15 protein-coding genes are annotated in these 19,751 nt (G+C 40.0%); 8 read left to right on the forward strand and 7 right to left on the reverse strand.

Annotated elements, in window-relative coordinates:
• Positions 1-28: 28 nt before the first annotated feature.
• From carB to dapB, 3 genes are all read right to left on the reverse strand, one after another.
• On the reverse strand, positions 29-3,247 hold the full coding sequence (gene carB / locus AAEZ22_RS00515) for a carbamoyl-phosphate synthase large subunit (protein WP_086993409.1): 3,219 nt from the start codon (positions 3,245-3,247) through the stop codon (positions 29-31).
• A gap of 16 nt (positions 3,248-3,263) precedes the next feature.
• Complete coding sequence (gene carA, locus AAEZ22_RS00520; protein ID WP_041454397.1) at positions 3,264-4,400, reverse strand: glutamine-hydrolyzing carbamoyl-phosphate synthase small subunit; 1,137 nt, start codon at positions 4,398-4,400, stop codon at positions 3,264-3,266.
• Between the two features lie 359 nt (positions 4,401-4,759).
• A complete protein-coding gene (dapB, locus tag AAEZ22_RS00525; RefSeq protein WP_352295736.1) occupies positions 4,760-5,563 on the reverse strand; it encodes a 4-hydroxy-tetrahydrodipicolinate reductase in 804 nt (267 codons plus the stop codon).
• Positions 5,564-5,871: 308 nt separating this feature from the next.
• On the opposite strand from dapB, the gene AAEZ22_RS00530 reads away from it, so the two are divergent.
• Together AAEZ22_RS00530 and AAEZ22_RS00535 are read left to right on the forward strand one after the other, a co-directional pair.
• Positions 5,872-7,185 carry a Na+/H+ antiporter NhaC family protein gene (locus tag AAEZ22_RS00530; protein WP_352295819.1) on the forward strand — a complete coding sequence of 438 codons (1,314 nt, stop codon included), beginning with the start codon at positions 5,872-5,874 and terminating at the stop codon, positions 7,183-7,185.
• A 116-nt stretch (positions 7,186-7,301) separates the two neighbouring features.
• Positions 7,302-8,090 carry a nucleoside-binding protein gene (locus AAEZ22_RS00535; protein WP_182683246.1) on the forward strand — a complete coding sequence of 263 codons (789 nt, stop codon included), beginning with the start codon at positions 7,302-7,304 and terminating at the stop codon, positions 8,088-8,090.
• Positions 8,091-8,214: 124 nt separating this feature from the next.
• Here the strand turns inward: AAEZ22_RS00535 and AAEZ22_RS00540 are convergent, their stop codons facing one another.
• The gene (locus AAEZ22_RS00540) at positions 8,215-9,012 is read right to left on the reverse strand and encodes a M48 family metallopeptidase (RefSeq protein ID WP_011327907.1); all 798 of its coding nucleotides are present in this window, start codon (positions 9,010-9,012) and stop codon (positions 8,215-8,217) included.
• Positions 9,013-9,413: 401 nt separating this feature from the next.
• Between AAEZ22_RS00540 and AAEZ22_RS00545 the strand changes: the two genes are divergently transcribed.
• Positions 9,414-10,616 (forward strand): Bcr/CflA family efflux MFS transporter, encoded by a 1,203-nt coding sequence (locus AAEZ22_RS00545; protein ID WP_182677029.1) that lies wholly within the window; start codon positions 9,414-9,416, stop codon positions 10,614-10,616.
• A 27-nt stretch (positions 10,617-10,643) separates the two neighbouring features.
• Here the strand turns inward: AAEZ22_RS00545 and grpE are convergent, their stop codons facing one another.
• Positions 10,644-11,255, reverse strand: coding sequence for a nucleotide exchange factor GrpE (grpE, locus tag AAEZ22_RS00550; protein ID WP_011327905.1), 612 nt, complete (start codon positions 11,253-11,255; stop codon positions 10,644-10,646).
• 57 nt (positions 11,256-11,312) lie between these two features.
• The gene (locus AAEZ22_RS00555; protein WP_352295739.1) at positions 11,313-12,278 is read right to left on the reverse strand and encodes an HrcA family transcriptional regulator; all 966 of its coding nucleotides are present in this window, start codon (positions 12,276-12,278) and stop codon (positions 11,313-11,315) included.
• Positions 12,279-12,445: 167 nt separating this feature from the next.
• On the opposite strand from AAEZ22_RS00555, the gene nadK reads away from it, so the two are divergent.
• The 3 genes from nadK to recN all read left to right on the forward strand — a co-directional run bounded on the left by nadK (position 12,446) and on the right by recN (position 15,714).
• Positions 12,446-13,330: an NAD(+) kinase gene (nadK, locus tag AAEZ22_RS00560; RefSeq protein ID WP_058373139.1), complete on the forward strand. Its 885-nt coding sequence runs from the start codon at positions 12,446-12,448 to the stop codon at positions 13,328-13,330.
• A gap of 77 nt (positions 13,331-13,407) precedes the next feature.
• On the forward strand, positions 13,408-13,965 hold the full coding sequence (locus AAEZ22_RS00565) for a hypothetical protein (protein WP_352295742.1): 558 nt from the start codon (positions 13,408-13,410) through the stop codon (positions 13,963-13,965).
• A 75-nt stretch (positions 13,966-14,040) separates the two neighbouring features.
• Complete coding sequence (recN, locus tag AAEZ22_RS00570; protein WP_011327901.1) at positions 14,041-15,714, forward strand: DNA repair protein RecN; 1,674 nt, start codon at positions 14,041-14,043, stop codon at positions 15,712-15,714.
• Between the two features lie 688 nt (positions 15,715-16,402).
• Here the strand turns inward: recN and AAEZ22_RS00575 are convergent.
• The gene (locus AAEZ22_RS00575) at positions 16,403-16,741 is read right to left on the reverse strand and encodes a Grx4 family monothiol glutaredoxin (protein WP_004335359.1); all 339 of its coding nucleotides are present in this window, start codon (positions 16,739-16,741) and stop codon (positions 16,403-16,405) included.
• Between the two features lie 267 nt (positions 16,742-17,008).
• Between AAEZ22_RS00575 and AAEZ22_RS00580 the strand changes: the two genes are divergently transcribed.
• Positions 17,009-17,590: a superoxide dismutase gene (locus AAEZ22_RS00580; RefSeq protein ID WP_011327899.1), complete on the forward strand. Its 582-nt coding sequence runs from the start codon at positions 17,009-17,011 to the stop codon at positions 17,588-17,590.
• Positions 17,591-17,800: 210 nt separating this feature from the next.
• Entirely contained in the window at positions 17,801-19,723 is a 1,923-nt protein-coding gene (locus tag AAEZ22_RS00585; RefSeq protein ID WP_011327898.1) for a PrkA family serine protein kinase, read from the forward strand.
• Positions 19,724-19,751 lie beyond the last annotated feature (28 nt).

Raw genomic sequence — 19,751 nt, forward strand, 5'->3', positions numbered from 1 at the left:
CGCAATTTAACGGCCTTGGCACATTTCCTTAGTTCAATCGCAGGTGTAGTTCTTGAACTGACGTCACCTTCCCACGGTCATCTGCTTGGTTTGCTGTACAGTTTGCAAACGCCGCATTTAAGGTCGTAGTATAGTTGGTTTTGTGCTGTAAAGCACCACGACGTAACACCTTCGAATCTTCAATCGCTTGGCGACCTTCTGTGGTATTAACAATATAGCTATACTCGCCACTTTTGATTCTATCAAGAATGTGCGGGCGCCCTTCAAATACTTTATTTACACGGCGAACCGCAATGTCAGCATTTTCAAGTGCAGCAGCTGTACCACCTGTTGCATCTATTTCAAAACCAAGGTCTGTCATGATTTTAGCTAGTTCAACAATACGTGGCTTATCGCTATCACGCACGGATAATAGCGCGCGACCACCGCGTGGTAAAGTATTGCTTGCACCTAATTGTGCTTTTGCGAACGCTTCGGCGAAAGTATCACCAACACCCATCACTTCACCGGTTGAACGCATCTCAGGGCCACGGATTGGATCCACACCTTGAAACTTAGCAAATGGTAAAACAACTTCTTTTACGCTGTAATATGGAGGAATAACTTCTTTAGTTATACCTTGGCTTGCCAAAGACTGACCCGCCATACAACGTGCAGCTACTTTTGCAAGTGCAACACCGGTTGCTTTTGATACAAACGGTACGGTACGTGCAGCACGTGGGTTAACTTCAATTAAATACACTAAGCCATCTTTTACAGCAAACTGAGTATTCATTAAACCAACAACACCAAGTTCAAGTGCCATATCAGTAACTTGCTTGCGCATTACATCTTGTACTTCTTGCGATAGCGTGTGAGCCGGTAATGAACATGCTGAGTCACCTGAGTGAACACCCGCTTGCTCTATGTGCTCCATAATACCGCCAATAATTACTTGCTCGCCGTCGCAAATTGCGTCAACGTCAACTTCAATCGCGTTATCTAAAAAGCGGTCTAGTAATACTGGTGCTTCGTTTGAGGCTTGTACTGCTTCGGTCATGTAGCGACGTAAGTCTTGCTCGTCGTATACAATTTCCATGGCGCGACCACCTAGTACATACGATGGACGTACTACTAATGGAAAGCCAATTTCAACTGATTTTAAAATTGCTTCTTCAGTTGATGTTACCGTAGCGTTTTCTGGTTGCAGTAGATTTAAACGCTCGACTAATTGTTGAAAACGTTCGCGGTCTTCTGCACGGTCTATTGCATCTGGCGATGTACCAATAACTGGCACGCCATTCGCTTCAAGTTCACGCGCTAATTTAAGCGGTGTTTGACCACCGTACTGCACAATTACACCCACTGGCTTTTCAACACGTACAATTTCTAGTACGTCTTCAAGGGTAATTGGTTCAAAGTATAAACGATCTGAGGTGTCGTAATCGGTAGATACCGTTTCAGGGTTACAGTTAACCATAATGGTTTCATAACCGTCTTCACGCAGTGCAAGCGAAGCGTGTACACAACAGTAATCAAACTCAATGCCTTGACCAATGCGGTTAGGACCGCCACCAATCACCATGATTTTGTCACGGGTTGTTGGGTTGGCTTCACACTCTTCATCGTAAGTTGAGTACATGTAAGCTGTGTCTGAACTAAACTCTGCAGCACAGGTATCAACACGCTTGTATACTGGTAGAATGTTTAGTAAATGACGCTTTTTACGAATTTCAGCTTCTGATACGCCTGCAATTTCTGCAATACGTGGGTCAGCAAAACCTTTACGCTTTAACTTGCGTAGGAAGTCGGCATTTAAGCCTGCCATGCCTACGTCGCTAATTTTTGCTTCGTCTTTTAAAATGTCTTCTATTTGTACTAAGAACCAGCGGTTAATTTTTGTCAGCTCGTAAACATCCTCAACACTCATACCATGGCGCATTGCATCGGCAATATACCAAATACGCTCTGCACCTGGCTCGCGTAGTTCACGAATGATAATTTCTTTTGCTTTAGGGTCGTCAAGCGCCACAATTGGGTTAAAACCAGTTGCACCCACTTCAAGGCCACGTAATGCTTTTTGTAATGACTCTTGTTGGTTACGACCAATCGCCATTACTTCGCCTACTGATTTCATTTGCGTGGTTAAACGGTCGTTCGCACCGGCAAATTTTTCAAAGTTAAAGCGAGGTATTTTTGTAACTACATAGTCAATTGCCGGCTCAAACGACGCGGGTGTTTTACCGCCAGTAATATCATTTTGTAGCTCGTCAAGTGTGTAGCCTACGGCTAATTTTGCAGCAATTTTAGCAATTGGGAAACCCGTTGCTTTTGACGCTAATGCTGATGAGCGTGATACGCGTGGGTTCATCTCGATGATAACCATACGGCCATCTTCAGGATTAATACCGAACTGTACGTTAGAACCGCCTGTTTCAACACCAATTTCACGTAATACCGCCATAGAGGCGTTACGCATAATTTGGTATTCTTTGTCGGTTAATGTTTGCGCTGGTGCAACGGTGATCGAATCACCCGTGTGCACACCCATAGGGTCAAAGTTTTCAATGGTACAAACAATAATACAGTTGTCGTTTTTATCACGTACAACTTCTGTTTCGTATTCTTTCCAACCAATCAGTGATTCATCAATTAGCAATTCGTTCGTTGGCGATAAGTCTAAGCCACGCTCACAAATTTCTTCAAACTCTTCTAAGTTATACGCTACACCACCACCGGTGCCGCCCATAGTAAAAGAAGGCCTGATAATACACGGTAAGCCAATGCGAGTAATGATGTCTCTTGCTTCATCCATTGAATGAGCAATTTCAGCACGTGGGCATTCTAAACCAATGTTTTTCATTGCTGTATCGAAACGTTCGCGGTTTTCTGCTTTGTCGATTGCATCTGCTGTTGCGCCAATTAACTCAACGCCGTGCTTAGCCAATACGCCGTGCTTGTCTAATTCAAGCGCACAGTTTAATGCTGTTTGCCCACCCATAGTCGGTAGGATTGCATCTGGCTTTTCTTTTTCGATAATTTTTTCTACAACTTCCCAGTGAATTGGTTCGATGTACGTCGCATCTGCCATATCAGGGTCAGTCATAATTGTTGCTGGGTTTGAGTTAACTAATATAACTCGATAGCCTTCTTCTCTCAGTGCTTTACACGCTTGTGCACCAGAGTAGTCAAATTCACAAGCCTGACCAATAACAATTGGGCCTGCGCCTAAGATAAGAATGCTTTTTATGTCGGTACGTTTTGGCATTATTACTCCGGTTAAATTAGTGTTTACGCGCTTGCATCAAATCGATGAAGTGATCAAATAATGGGGCGGCATCGTGCGGGCCTGGGCTTGCTTCAGGGTGACCTTGGAAGCTAAACGCTGGCTTATCTGTACGATGAATACCTTGCAAAGTACCGTCAAATAACGATGTGTGCGTAGCACGCAGGTTATCAGGTAGCGTAGTTTCATCGGCAGCAAAACCATGGTTTTGTGCGGTGATCATCACTACATCACGTTCTAAATCTTTAACTGGGTGGTTGGCACCATGATGGCCAAACTTCATTTTGACTGTTTTAGCACCTGAGGCAAGCGCTAATAATTGATGGCCTAAACAAATACCAAAAATAGGGATTTCGGTTTCTAAAAGGGTTTTAATTGCATCAATGGCATAAGTACACGGTGCTGGATCGCCCGGGCCATTAGATAAAAAGATACCATCTGGGTTTAATGCTAGTACGTCAGCGGCAGAGGTTTGCGCTGGTACTACAGTCAATTTACAACCACGATCTACAAGCATACGTAAAATATTACGCTTAACACCGAAGTCGTAGGCAACAACATGAAACTTTTCATCAGCCGCGTTTAAGGTTTTAAAACCTTCGCCTAATGTCCAGCTTGATTCGCGCCACTCAAACATTTCCTTGGTTGAGACTACTTTTGCTAAATCCATACCTTTTAAGCCTGGGAAGGCTTGCGCGGCTTGAAGCGCTTTGTTTTCGTCTAATTCGTCACCGGCTATAATACACCCGTTTTGAGCGCCTTTATCACGCAAAATACGCGTTAGCTTTCTCGTGTCGATGTCCGCAATACCTAAAATATTACGTTGTTTTAAGTAATCATCTAACGATTGCTCGCTACGAAAATTACTTGCTAGCAGTGGCAAATCACGGATCACTAGGCCTTTGGCCCATATTTGATTCGCTTCTTCGTCTTCGCTATTAGTACCCGTATTACCTATATGTGGGTACGTCAAAGTTACGATTTGTTCCGCGTATGATGGGTCAGTCAAAATTTCTTGATAACCAGTCATAGACGTATTGAATACTACTTCACCTACTGACATGCCGTCAGCGCCGATTGCAGTACCGCGAAACACTGTGCCGTCTTCTAGGACTAACAGAGCGGATTTAGTCAAATTAACCTCCTAACAGTAAAAAACGAGGCTAAGCAAAATGCTTAACGCCCCGCCAATACCCAGGCGATTGTTAAAGCGAGTTTTGTGGATAAAGTAATTTTATAAACAGTGTTAAATGACGCCGATAACGAGCTTTAAACCTTAATCATTTTTTCTTGCCTTTAAACGACTTTATTCCCACTGAACCCTGCTTTTTTCAAGCCACTTGGGTATAATTGGAAACACGCGATTATTAATTTTTGGCAAATTGGCTGCATTTTACATTAAGTTTTCTTTTAGATCTAACGCTATTTAGTAAATTATAATAAATAACTGCTTGTACCTTTATTCAGACCCAAACAGCCGAAAGAACAACTTAACTACTTCAAATCTAGTACATCTTGCATATCATAAAGTCCTGCTGGTTTATTTACTAACCAGCCTGCAGCTCTTATAGCACCTAATGCAAAGGTCATTCTTGAGCTTGCTTTGTGGGTTAATTCGAGTCTTTCGCCCATTGTTGCGAAGTATGCGGTGTGTTCACCTACTATGTCGCCGCCTCTGAGCACCGAGTAACCAATTTCATTTTGCGACTTAGCCTGCTCAACTTTGCTGCGGTCGTATACGGCAACTTTGTCGTGATCCCAGCCTTTTGCATCTGCAATGGCTTCGCCAATGGCCAGCGCAGTACCCGACGGCGCATCTATTTTATGGCGATGATGCGCTTCAAAAATTTCAATATCCATATCATCGCCAAACTTTGTAGCGGCTGTTTGCACTAAATTAAGTAATACATTTACCCCCACACTATAATTGCGCGCAAATACGATAGGAATATGGTTTGCAGCCTCGTGTAGCAATGTCATATCGGCTTCGTTTAGCCCGGTGGTACCAATTACCATAGGGACACCTTGCTTAACCGCTGTTTGTAAATGTGTGCGCATGCCGGCTGGCAAAGTAAAATCAATTAATACATCAACATTCGTAATATTAGCTTCATCGCTAAAGGTTACTGTTTTATCTGCAGCACTGTTGAGTTGATTAACATTAATGCCTAATAACGGTGAACTACTGCGTACATAAGCGGCTGCAAGTTCACTATGCTCTTTTGTACTTGCTGCTTCTAATAAGGCTGAGCCCATTCTGCCGTTGGCACCAAAAACACCGATTTTATTTTTTGTCATTACCTTACCTAATATTTTAATTTGCAGCACCTTGTGGCTCGCGCGAAGATACTATTGGTCAATTAACACTATTTACTAGGCTAGATATTACCTAAATAGCATGTAATAGTCAGGTCACACTTTTAATTTAAGTAATAATACCAGTTTACTTTAGCCGTCTATACATTTAAACTTCTTTTCAGCGTCGATTTGGTCTTTGGCTTGCGGGCGCAGTGGTCTCCTAGTTTAAGTACAGTGGAGGATTCGCTAAACACAGCTAAAAGAGGAGTTTTTGGCTGTGATCTTTTTTCAATAATACGAGGAATATGATGCAGCCATCATTTAACAAAAATAAAGCAATACTTTCTTTGCTTCCCCTACTTACCTTTGTAGCGATATTTTTAGGCTCAGGCTTATATTTACAATCACAAGGGGTTGATTACGCTTTTTATCAATTACCTGCACCTGTTGCTATTTTACCCGCCATTATTCTGGCTTTCATTTTAAATAAAACCTCAATAAACCAAAGCGTCGAAACCTTTATTAAAGGCGTAGGTAATAACAACATAATTACCATGTGTTTAATTTACTTATTAGCGGGTGCGTTTTCTGCTGTTGCCGGTGCCACAGGTGGCGTTGATGCGGTTGTTAACGCTGGTTTGTCAATTATTCCACCTTCTTTATTGCTCCCTGGATTATTTTTAATTGCCGCCGTAATTTCCACCGCCATGGGTACTTCAATGGGAACTATTGGTGCCATTGGCCCTATAGCGTATGCAGTGTCGGTTAAAACCGGCATAGATCCAGCACTCATGGCCGGTACTATAGTATCGGGCGCGATGTTTGGTGATAACTTATCGATTATTTCAGATACCACTATTGCGGCCACCCGTACTCAGGGTTGTGAAATGAAAGATAAGTTTAAAGAAAACCTTAAAATAGCTATTCCGGCCGCCATTGTTACAATTGCGTTGTTGTTATATTTAACACCCGCTGCACAAGTTGTTGAAACCAAAGATTACGACATTTTATTAGTGTTGCCTTATGCCTTTATTTTAGTGCTTGCGGTAATGGGCTTTAACGTATTTGTAGTTTTGCTTAGCGGTATTGGTTTTGCTGCACTTATGGGCTTTACTGGTAGCTATGAAGGCGCCAGCTTTGTAAAAGATATTTATAAAGGCTTTACCGACATGCAAGAAATATTTTTGCTGTCGATGTTTATAGGTGGTCTTTCTGAGTTTATTCGCCTTAATGGTGGCCTGGATTACATAGCGCAAAAAATCCAAGCAATTACTAAAGTGATTGCTAAGTGGCATCGAAAAGTGGCTGACCAACTCGGTATAGCGGCGTTAGTAATGGCCAGCAATATGTGTATTGCTAATAATACCGTGTCTATTATTGTTACCGGCCCAATTGCTAAAAAACTTGCTGATGATGGTAATATTACTGGTAAACGCTCGGCTAGTTTGCTCGATATATTTGCCTGCGTAACGCAAGGGACCCTGCCTTATGGCGCGCAAGCATTGCTACTTGGAGCTACATTTAAAATTAGCCCATGGGAAGTATCAACTTCTTCTTATTACTGTTTTATATTAGCTTTTAGTGCTATTGCGGTTATTTGTCTGCGCAGAAATAAAGCATAAATTAACGTTACTGTGTTGTAGCTTAGTGATTAAGCTACAACACAGTAATATAATAATTAACAAACCACTCCCCTTTGCTTATAATAGCGCTCCCGCGTGTCACACTAATTAGTATTATGAAACTAAAAAAATTACTTCCCGCTTTATGTTTAAGCACTTGCGCTTTATCTACCTCTGCTATTGCTGCTAACTGGAGCAGTACTGCTCTACACATTAATTATGGCGAGCAAACAAATCCATTCACAGAGCAAGAGTCAGATACCGCTGTGTATTCAATTCAGCACGCATCTGGTTATGATTACGGCGATAATTTTTTCTTTATTGATTACAGTAAAGACGACCTTGAAGACGGTTTTCAAGACCGTGATTTTTATGGCGAATGGTATTCAACCGTTAGCCTATCAGCTATTACCGGCCAACAGATTGGTTCAGGCGCGTTAATTGATGTTGGTTTAACCGCCGGTATTAACGTAGCAGGAGACGCCAAGGTAATGAAATATTTACCGGGTGTTAAATTAAGCTGGGATGTACCTGGTTTTAACTTTTTTCAGACATTGGTAACTGCCTACATTGATGACAGTGAAGGCGTAGCAAAAGGTGGTGCACCTATAGAAACTAATAGCTGGATGTTTGATGTTGCGTTTGATTACCCTTTTATGATCGGCACGCAAAAGTTTAATGTAAAGGGCCATGTTGAGTACATTGCTGAGCGTGAAAATGAATTTGGTCAAGATGTGCGTGCGTGGTTTTTAGCGCAGCCTATTATTACCTGGGATTTAGGCCATGCCCTTGAAATGAAAGAAAACACTCTGTTGCTAGGGATGGAGTGGCAATATTGGCATAACAAATTTGGCACTGATGTTACAGAATCGGTACCACAACTTCATGTTGAGTGGACTTTTTAAGCTTTAACTAGGGTCTTATATGGACTCCCTAATAGCTCTTTACTCAATAAATAAAGATTAGCACTGAATATAAAAACCCTGTAAGTAAATTACTTACAGGGCTTTTATTTGTAGTTAAACTAAATTACAGCTTACATTGTGGGTTTTTACCCTGTGCTCTTGCTGTTTTTTGCTCACCTAAAGCTTGGCTCATTTGTGCTTGCAAGTCTTTAATTCGGCTTGCTGGTGCTGGGTGAGTTGATAAAAACTCAGGTGTTGCGCCACCACCCGCTTTACTCATATTTTGCCATAAAGTAACTGACTCTTTTGGATCAAAACCAGCTTGCGCCATTAAATCCAAGCCGATTTCGTCAGCTTCTGATTCGTGCGAACGACTAAACGGCAATACAACACCGTATTGTGCACCCAAGCCCAAACCCTGCATAATTTCGTTACGATACCCAACATTACCCATTTCAAGAGCTGCACCGCCAATTTGCATGCCGGTTTGTAGCATTGAGCTTTGCGATACACGCTCGTTCGAATGCTCTGCAATTACATGCCCTACTTCATGGCCAAGCACTGTAGCCACTTGGTCTTGGTTAGTAGCCACTTTTAGCAGCCCCGTATGCACACCAATGTAACCGCCTGGCAATGCAAACGCATTCGCTGAGTCGTCTTCAAATACCACTACTTCCCATTTTTGCGAAGCGTACTGCTTAGGTAAAACAGCCACTACTTGCTCGGCAATACAATTTACATACGCGTTAGTTTGTGGGTTTTTATTGATTGGCTGATTTTTTTTCATCTCAGCAAAACTGGCTGTGCCCATTTCACTCATTTGTTGATCAGAATAAAGCGCAATTTGGGTGCGCCCTGTTGGTGATGTTTTACAGCCAGCCAGCACTGCAGTAGCTAATATAGCTATCACGAGTTTTTTCATTATATTCCCTCAAATCATATTTTTTGTTAGCGCTAGAATAGCAAATACCACCGCAGTTTAAAATAATTGCTTTTTAGCAAGTAACAATAAAATTTTGTTGTTTATTTAACCTGAACTCTGGTTAAGAGATTTACTAACGTATTGAATCATCGTTATATTTAATTTTATTTTCTCTAGCCAGAGATTTTCAGTGAAAATAAGGCAAATTTACGCGTCAATAGCTGGCCTATTGCAAGTAAATTCAACGTAGTTAGCGCTGAAAATAGCTGCTCGAGATAGGTTTATTATCCGGATCTCAGGTTATTTACCCATTACAATTAACTTAGCAGGCAAACTAAGTTTATCCAATCAGCATGCCCTGTTACACTATACATCCTGTTTAGTAATGATTGAGTTTATACATGCCTGCATCGGCTTCGTCTTTTAACACCCGTATTTTATTGCCTTTACTAGCTAGTATTGTGGCAATTACGCCTTTAGCTATTGATATGTATTTACCGGCAATGTTAGTTATTGCGGGCGACTTACAAACCAGTATGCCTAACGTACAAATATCGTTAAGTATTTATTTAGCGGGCTATGCATTAGGGATGTTATTTTTTGGCCCTATTGCCGATCAAATTGGTCGCCGTAAATTGGCTAAAATTGGCTTAACTTTATTTGGTATAACGTCATTAGCACTTGCCTTTACTACCGATATATATGCATTTTGGGTCTTGCGTACCGTACAGGCATTTACCGGTGCAGCGGCAACCGTGGTAGTTCCTGGGATAATTAGGCATATTTACCAAAAAAACACCGCCAAAGGTATGTCTTATGTATCGATGATTATGATGGTAGCGCCATTACTTGCACCTTCAATTGGTTCGCTTATTTTAGGGTTTTCTGTTTGGTCTACCATCTTTTTAATTTTAGCGGCCTACAGCTTTATTATTTTAGCTTTTGTGCATGTGTATTTAATCGACATTCCTATTTTTAAAAATGACCTTAAAGGGCTGCCATTATTTTTTAATAGTTATAAAATAATACTGAGTAACAAAGATGCACGTGCCGACATTTTAAGCTCTATGTTTGTATCGTTTGGATTTTTTTGTTTTTTAACCTCAGTACCGTTTGTATATTTAGACTTATTTAAAGTATCAGAGCAGTTATTTGGCATTTTGTTTGCATTTAACGTTATAGCACTCATGTTTGGGAATTTTTTAAATACTCGAATTGTGCCGCGAATTGGCTCTCGTAAAATGCTCTACTACGGATTAATATTTGGCTTACTTTCGGGCGCTGCGTTACTTACTTTTAGTATTATGCAGCTGTCGCTTTACTTTATTGTTGGTGCTATTGCACCACTTATGATGAGCTTAGGCATAATAGCCAGTAATGCTGACTCACTTATTTTAATGAAGTTTGAAGCAAATACAGGCACAGCAACCGCAGTTATTGGTACGTTACGCTTTGGTAGCGGTGCTTTGGTCGGCCCCCTATTAGCTATACTACATGCTAAAAGTGCCGTGCCTTTTTCAAGCTTGATGTTTGGTGCTGTAATACTAACTGTTTTAGTGCAATTGGTTCACTATTTAAATAGCAAAAAAAATGCCTCAAATTGAGGCATTTTTTAAATCATTAATAACAACTTAAGCGTCAGCTGCTTTAGATACCATAACCATAGCTGGGCGCAATAAACGTCCGTTTAAGGTGTAGCCTTTTTGCATTACCGCTAATACTGTATTTGGCGATACATCGTTGCTTGGCTGAATTGACATAGCTTGATGAAATTCTGGATTAAACTGCTCACCCTGTGGATTAACAATTTCAACGCCAAATTTTGCAACAGCATCGTTAAAGCTTTTTACCGTCATGCTAATACCTTCAAGCACAGGCTTTAGCGTTTCGTTTTCTTTATCAGAAAACTCAATTGCGCGCTCTAAGTTATCAATAACCGGGAGTAATTCGTTAGCAAACTTCTCTAGTGCAAATTTATGTGCTTTTTCTACATCTTGTGCTGCACGACGACGCATGTTTTCAACATCAGCAGCGGCGCGAACTACACCGTCTTTTTGATCTGCTATTGTTTGCTTTGCTACTTCAAGCTCTGCATATAACATTGCAATTTCGGCTTCAGGGCTTTGCTCTTGCTCTGCGTGTTCTTCTGCTGCTTGTACTGCGGCTTCAACGTCAGCTTCCATTTTTGCTAGGTCTTCGTTTAGTTCTACTTCTTGTTCTGGGTTTTGTCTCTGCTCAGACATAAATATGTGCTCCAATTCTTTACAACTGCGGTAATTATGGGGATTGAATTAAAAGATTCAAGAGTTAGATGTCTCAATTAATTTAAATTCTTGGATTATTTTTTCGATTGGCGCTGATTTTGGACAAATTACACAAAAACGACTCTGATATTCTTGATTTTGAAAGTACGGCAAGCTAATCACAATCAATTCGTTACACTCTGAAAAAGGTAGGTTTTCAGTATTAAGTACCGACACCCCATTTTTAAATACTAGCTTGTCTTCAACAAAATTTAAAAAAGACACCCCAATGTTTAGGCTTTGCTCGCAATCTATTTGTTTATACAAATAGTTTTCACCAACCACAATACTATTATCAGATCCAAGCTTTTGGCTTAGTTCACGCGTCCATTGGTTTAGTGAATCATGACAGTTACGCGGCGCAGTATTAGCCATTGCCTGCATACGGTACAAGCCTTCTATTAAGGTTTGTTGGCTAAATACCGTATTTAACCACGTGGCAAACTGATAACGCACATTATCACTTGCGTCATCGGGCTTATTAATACAAATGTTATGACTTTGCCCTGCTCTGTCTATTAATAAGATTAACCAATCCGTGGAATCAAAATCGAGCACTTCCACTCTAAATACTTGTTGCGAGCGTACTTGTGGCAAACCAACACAACAACACACCTGATAACGCTGACTTAAACCATGCGCTAATTCAACTAATTGTGTTTGCGCAGGTTGCCAGTAATTAGCTATATCGGCGAGTGCAAAGAACTCCTCAAACCAATAATCAAATCCGTAGTCTGTTGGCACGCGCCCCGCTGATGTGTGAGGTGAATAGAGCAAACCCACTTTTTCTAAACGTGCCATGGCATTACGTACTGTAGCCGAGCAAACTGCCATACCTTTTAGCTTGGCAATTTTTGTTGATGGCACAGGTAAACCCTCACCATTACAATACGTGCTCATTACAGCCGCAAAAATTTGTTGATCTCGTGGGTTTAGTTTCATGGTTACTGCATCTTGTCTCATGTGCTTTATATCGGGGCAGAGCTTCTTAATTTCAAGTGATTAGCTATACGACACCTAAATTAATGAGCTGCAGGATTAATTCATGGCAGTATTGCTAACGATCTGTATTTTCAAACACTTCTGTTTTAGGTTACTCTACAAATATTAAAACTTGCTGTGTATTTATTATGGATTCTCCTTTTCGCACTATCGGCCTTATTGGTAAACCAAATCATCCAGATGCGGCGGCAACCTTGCAACGCCTGCATACATTTTTACTTGCGCTTGGTTTTGCAGTTATTGTAGAAAAACGTACAGGAAGCCAACTTATTGATATACCCAAAAATAAGTTAGTTAAACTGGTCGACTTAGGTGAACAAGCTGATTTAGCCATTGTAGTAGGTGGCGATGGTAATATGCTTGGCGCAGCGCGTGTATTAGCACGCTTTGATATAGCCGTTATAGGTGTAAACCGAGGCAACCTTGGGTTTTTAACCGATTTAAACCCCGAGGGTTTTGAAGCCAGTTTAGAGCAGGTACTCAGCGGCGAGTATATTGAAGAAAAGCGCTTCTTACTTGAAGTAGAAGTGTATCGTCATAACGAGCTTAAAAGTGCTAACTCTGCTGTAAACGAAGCCGTTTTACATGCCGACAAAGTAGCACACATGATTGAGTTTGAAGCCTTTATAAATAACGATTTTGTGTTTTCTCAGCGCTCAGATGGACTTATTGTATCTACCCCTACCGGCTCAACTGCTTATTCACTATCGGGGGGCGGCCCTATCCTTACTCCTGAGCTTAACGCAATAGCGCTAGTGCCTATGTTTCCACATACTTTATCGAGCCGTCCGCTGGTAGTTGATGCCGATAACGAAGTACGCTTAAAACTAAGCCTTGAAAACACCGATAGCTTGCAAGTTAGCTGCGACAGCCATGTGGTGCTCGCCGTTCTACCCGGTGATGAGGTAGTCATTAAAAAAGCCGATAAAAAGCTGCGCCTTATTCATCCTAAAAATTACTCTTATTACAACGTATTACGCCAAAAGCTCAATTGGGGCAGTCGTTTATACTAATTTTATTGCTAAGTATCGTGCTTTAGATCAAAATATATTTTTTATAAAATAGCTAACCAAATCAGGATTGTGCGGCAATGACTTATATTGTTTTTTTTGCTTTATTATTATTAATTACATTATTAGCTAGTTATTTAATTGTTGAAAATAACCGTAAAAAAGCAATCGAAGCGAAAAAAAAGCTTTTTAATGCTCGAGTATCACAAGTTAATACTCGCTTAAAGCTAAAGCTCAATGAGTTACTTGACGCTAAGCTTATCCGACCCAAATACCTGCCACGTATACAAGCCATTGTAAGCAATTTTTTTGTGGTACAAGCTCACACGGATGAAAACCTAAACCAGTTAGAAAGTACTGCCGATTTACTTATTAATATACTGTCGAACGAGTTAATTAAAACTTATCAAAGCAATGTTTCTCAAAATTTAGTCGATAATATCCAGTACTTTGTAGCGGAACTTCCCTTGCAAGGTATTTTATATAACAAGATTTTTTATCAAACTATTTTACCCGCCCTTATTGTTAATATTAAAACAGAAGACATAGAACAACTCGCTGATAATATTAATAATGCTGACGAAACAAGCGAAACTAATAGCCATTCTAAAATTATTCATGATGAAGAAATTGCGTAAGTCATAAAAATTTAATTTGCAAAAAACCAAAACACTGTATAAATTAACAGTCAATTGACTGGATGGATAAACAGTATGTTAATTGGTTTAGAAATTAAAAATTTCGCAATTGTAAGTAATTTAAGTACAGAGTGGCAAAACGGCATGACCGCAATTACCGGTGAAACGGGTGCGGGTAAGTCGATTGCTATTGATGCCCTTTCGTTATGTTTAGGCGAGCGCGCCGAAGCCTCAGCTGTGCGCCCAAACACAGATAAAGCGGAAGTATGCGCGCAATTTGATTTAAGTAATTTACCCCTCGCTCATGCTTTTTTAGAACAAAATATGTTGAGTAACGCCGATAACGAATGTTTATTGCGCCGCGTGGTGTGTAAAAATGGCCGCAGCAAAAGCTACATTAATGGCAGCGCTGTAACAGCAGCGCAACTAAAAGAGCTTGGCCAGTATTTAATTTCGATTCATGGCCAACATGCCCACCAACACTTGTTAAAAGCCGAGCATCAACTGCAGCTACTAGATGCCTATGCCGGACATCATAATTTGGTCAGTGGCGTTAGCCAAAGCTATAAGCAATTTGCTAATTTACAAAAAGAATTTAAACACTTACAACAACAACAGCAGCAGCAAGCTGCGCAAAAACAACTATTAGAATACCAAGTAGCAGAACTTAACGAGTTTGCCCTACAAGAAGGTGAGTTTGAACAAATAGAAGCTGAGCATTACAAGTTAAGTAATAGCCAAACGATTTTAGAAACGTGTCAGCGTGAGTTACAGCATTTATACGAAAGTGATGAGCAAAATGCTTGTTCGTTATTGCAACACAGCGCGCAACAGTTTTCTGAGCTGGCACAATATGACGAAACATTAGCAAGTGTAGCTACATTGCTTGCAGAGGCCGCAGTACAAGTAGAAGAAGCTAGCCGAGAAGTGCGCAGTTACACTGAGCAGGCCGATTTAGATCCTGCTCGCTTGGTGGAGGTAGAAAACAGATTAAGCGGCGCTATGGATTTAGCGCGTAAACACCATATTAAACCACAGGCATTGGTTGAGTTTCATCAAGCTATTAGTCAAGAACTCGAGTCTATTAGCAATAACAGCTCTCGCTTAGAGCAGTTAGAATCTGAAATTGAAAACACACTTAGCCATTATCAACATGCTAGTGAACAGCTAAGCCAAAGCCGCCGTGAGTATGCTAATACACTAAACCGCTTAATTAGTAACAGCATGGCAAACCTGTCAATGGAAAACGGCATATTTGAAATTGCCCTAACTCAAGAAACCGAACGCGCACCAAATAGCTTAGGCTACGACAATGTATCGTTTTTAGTATCAACTAACCCAGGACAACCATTACAACCATTAGCAAAGGTTGCATCGGGTGGTGAGCTGTCGCGTATAAGTTTAGCTATTCAGGTAATTATTGCGCAAAAAGTCACAACACCTACCCTTATTTTTGATGAAGTTGATGTGGGGATCTCCGGCCCAACGGCCTCTGCTGTTGGTAAGTTATTGCGTCAATTAGGTAAGTCTACCCAAGTGATTTGTGTTACCCATTTACCGCAAGTAGCCAGCAGTGCGCATCAACAGTTTTTTGTTGCTAAAGAAATAGCAAATGGAGAAACTTTTACCCATATGCAGCCTTTAAACAAAGATGGCAGAGTTAACGAAATAGCACGCCTATTAGGGGGTGATAATATAAGTAAAACAGCAAAAGCAAATGCTAAAGAGCTAATAATGGCACACGCTTAATATTACTTTTATACGTTTATTTTAATATGTGGTTAGTAGGGTTAAGAGTTAAGGATTAAAATGCAAAATACAGTTGCCTACTTTTGTTTAACTGCGGGCTGGTTAGTGTTAATAGTTAGCCTTGTTTTTCTAATTTTGAGTACCTTTAAACATACTCACTTTAAGCAGATTTTATTGCGCTATTTAAATACAGCATTGGTATGGCAGTTATTGGTCACGCTGGTTTTTATAATGAATAATACAACAGCCACTTTGAACAATTTTATTATTATTTGTGGGGTAATAATTACATTGCAATTACTATGTAATTTAGCCTGTTATTTAAGTGTAAAACGCGCAAAAGCAAAAGGCAGACCCTCATTAGATCATTTTTCTATGGACTAAGTATTACTGTATTTTATTCAAGCAATAAATAAAGTACTTACAGTGGGGTAAAGCGTTTTAATGTGGTGCTTTGATGTTGGCTTTTAGTAGGTATCTTATTGCTGAGCTACTCAACTTTTTAAGTCTAAAAGCTAATGTTGCAGCATTTACGCACGTCTAATTTGGTTTGGCTGGTAAGTTTTTAATGATTAATTTATCGATAAGAAGCGATTAATAAAAAACAATAAAACCACTATAAAAGTGGTTTTATTGTTTTAGCAAAATTTTGTATCAATACACCTTAAAAAGCGTGCTTATCGAGATATTATTCTGCGTCAGCTTCTTTATATTTAGCTGCTGTTTCAGTAATTAATGGTTGTAATTCACCACGCTGAAACATTTCGATGATAATATCACAACCACCAACTAATTCGCCATCTACCCATAACTGTGGGAATGTAGGCCAATTTGCATAAGCAGGAAGCTCAGCACGAATGTCTGGATTAAGTAAAATATCAACATATGCAAATGGTTCACCACATGACATTAACGCTTGCGATGCTTGTGAAGAAAAACCACAGTTAGGCAACTTAGGCGATCCTTTCATGAAAAGGATTATTGGGTTTTCTGAAATTTGCTGTTTAATTTTATCAATGGTTTCCATCTACAACCTCAAAATGACGATAATTTAATATACCTAAGGCCTTGAAAATAACTCAGTGAGACCATAGATCTATAACTTAAAATGGGCAAATAAAGCCGCAATTGAAATAGTCTTTAGCAATAGCATTGCTGTTTGCTAAAACTTGAGTAGAATACTCAACAATTATAGTAACACTATATTCCCGTTTGGTATAGATAACTGGCCTGTTCCAACAGGCATTACGTATTACTAAATGGACTATTAACTAAAAGAAGATGGAGATAAAAAATGGCATTTGAACTACCGTCACTACCATATGCAATTGATGCACTTGAGCCGCATATTTCAAAAGAAACTCTTGAGTTTCATCATGGTAAACATCACAACACTTATGTTGTTAAACTTAATGGTTTGATCCCAGGCACTAAGTTTGAAAACAAATCTCTTGAAGAAATCGTATGTTCATCAGACGGTGGCGTGTTTAACAACGCTGCACAAATCTGGAACCATACGTTCTACTGGAACAGTTTATCGCCAAATGGCGGTGGTGCACCGACTGGCGCGGTTGCTGATGCAATCAATGCTAAATGGGGCTCTTTTGATGCATTTAAAGAAGCATTAAACGACAAAGCAGTTAATAACTTTGGTTCTAGCTGGACTTGGTTAGTTAAACTAGCTGATGGTTCACTAGACATAGTTAACACTTCTAACGCTGCTACACCATTAACTGATGATGGCGTTACTCCAATCCTAACTGTGGACTTATGGGAACACGCTTACTACATCGATTACCGTAACGTTCGTCCAGATTACCTTAAAGGTTTTTGGTCGCTAGTTAACTGGGAATTCGCGAACGCTAACTTCGCTTAATTAGCCCTTAAAAGCTAAATTTAAAAAGACGCTGCGGCGTCTTTTTTTATGCTTGGTAAATTACCATCTCCTTGTACAAGTACCTCTTATATTAAAAAGTCAAGATCATAATTTTTAATATAAATTTTTAATTTTATTGCACAAAAATTCAAAATCGTGACTAGACTTTAAGAAGTTAAGCTATTTTTAAAGTGGGTTTTGGAGGTCTTTATGACGATTTTTGATCATTACCAAGCACGATACGAAGCTGGACAAGAAGAAGAGTACAGTATTGCTGAGTTTTTAGATATTTGTAAAACCGACAAATCTGCCTACGCAAGTGCCCCTGAGCGCCTACTAATGGCAATTGGCGAGCCACAAATGATAGACACAGCAACAGACGCACGCTTAAGTCGATTATTTTCTAATCGTGTAGTAGCACGCTACCCTGCCTTTGCTGATTTTTATGGTATGGAAGATGCCATCGAACAAATTGTTTCTTATTTAAAACACGCCTCTCAAGGCCTAGAAGAATGTAAACAAATTCTTTATTTATTGGGTCCGGTTGGTGGTGGTAAATCATCTATTGCCGAAAAACTGAAATACTTGATGCAACAAGTACCCATTTATTCTATTAAAGGCTCCCCTGTAAACGACCACCCGCTGTCATTATTCGATCCGATTGAAGATGCTAAATTACTTGAACAAGAATACGGCATTAAACCACGCTATTTGAAAACCATTATGTCGCCTTGGGCCGGAAAGCGCTTAAAAGAATTTAACGGCGACATTAGTCAATTTAAAGTGGTTAAGCGCTACCCTTCTATTTTAAATCAAATAGGGATTGCCAAAACTGAGCCTGGGGATGAAAACAACCAAGATATTTCGGCACTAGTGGGTAAAGTAGATATTCGCCAACTAGAACATTTTGCACAAAATGATCCCGATGCTTACGCCTACTCTGGATCTTTATGTTTAGCAAACCAGGGCTTAATGGAGTTTGTTGAGATGTTTAAAGCGCCTATTAAGGTACTGCATCCTCTGCTAACAGCCACCCAAGAGGGTAACTACAACGGTACTGAAGGTATTAGTGCTCTGCCCTTTAACGGCATGATACTAGCCCACTCTAACGAATCTGAGTGGCAAACTTTTAAAAACAATAAAAACAATGAGGCATTCCTAGACCGGGTATATATTGTTAAGGTTCCTTATTGCTTACGTGTTACCGAAGAAATTAAAATTTACGATAAGCTACTTCAACACAGTGAGTTGTACAACGCGCCATGCGCCCCGGGAACACTTAAAATTTTAGCGCAGTTTTCAACGCTATCACGATTAAAAGAGCCTGAAAACTCGAGCCTTTTTTCAAAAATGCGAGTGTATGACGGCGAAACCCTAAAAGACACTGATCCTAAAGCTAAATCGTATCAAGAGTATCGAGACTATGCTGGGGTTGATGAAGGTATGACAGGACTTTCTACCCGTTTTGCTTTTAAAATTTTATCGCGAGTATTTAATTTTGACACCCTAGAGGTTGCTGCGAATCCAGTACATTTATTTTATGTGTTAGAACAACAAATTGAGCGTGAGCAGTTTGCATCTGATACCGAAGAGCGTTATTTGAGCTTTTTAAAAGGCTATTTAATTCCGCAATATGTTGAGTTTATTGGTAAGGAGCTGCAAACCGCATACTTAGAGTCGTACTCTGAATACGGACAAAATATTTTTGACCGTTATGTTATTTACGCCGACTTTTGGATTCAAGATCAAGAATACCGCGACCCCGATACTGGCCAACTATTTGACCGTGATGCCCTTAATGCAGAACTTGAAAAAATAGAAAAGCCAGCGGGTATTTCTAATCCAAAAGATTTTCGTAACGAAATAGTAAACTTTGTGCTTAGGGCTAGAGCGCACCATAATGGTAAAAACCCACTGTGGACCAGCTACGAAAAATTGCGCACCGTGATCGAGAAAAAAATGTTCTCTAATACCGAAGATTTGCTACCCGTTATTTCGTTTAATACCAAAACCTCTGCCGAGGATCAGCAAAAACACGAAGACTTTGTTAATCGTATGGTCGAAAAAGGCTACACACAAAAACAAGTGCGGTTGTTATCTGAATGGTATTTACGGGTTAGAAAATCGCAATAACCTTCATATTGGTAGTTTAGGAGGTAAT

The sequence above is a fragment of the Pseudoalteromonas sp. 20-MNA-CIBAN-0454 genome (assembly GCF_040308685.1).
GTDB lineage: Bacteria > Pseudomonadota > Gammaproteobacteria > Enterobacterales > Alteromonadaceae > Pseudoalteromonas > Pseudoalteromonas nigrifaciens.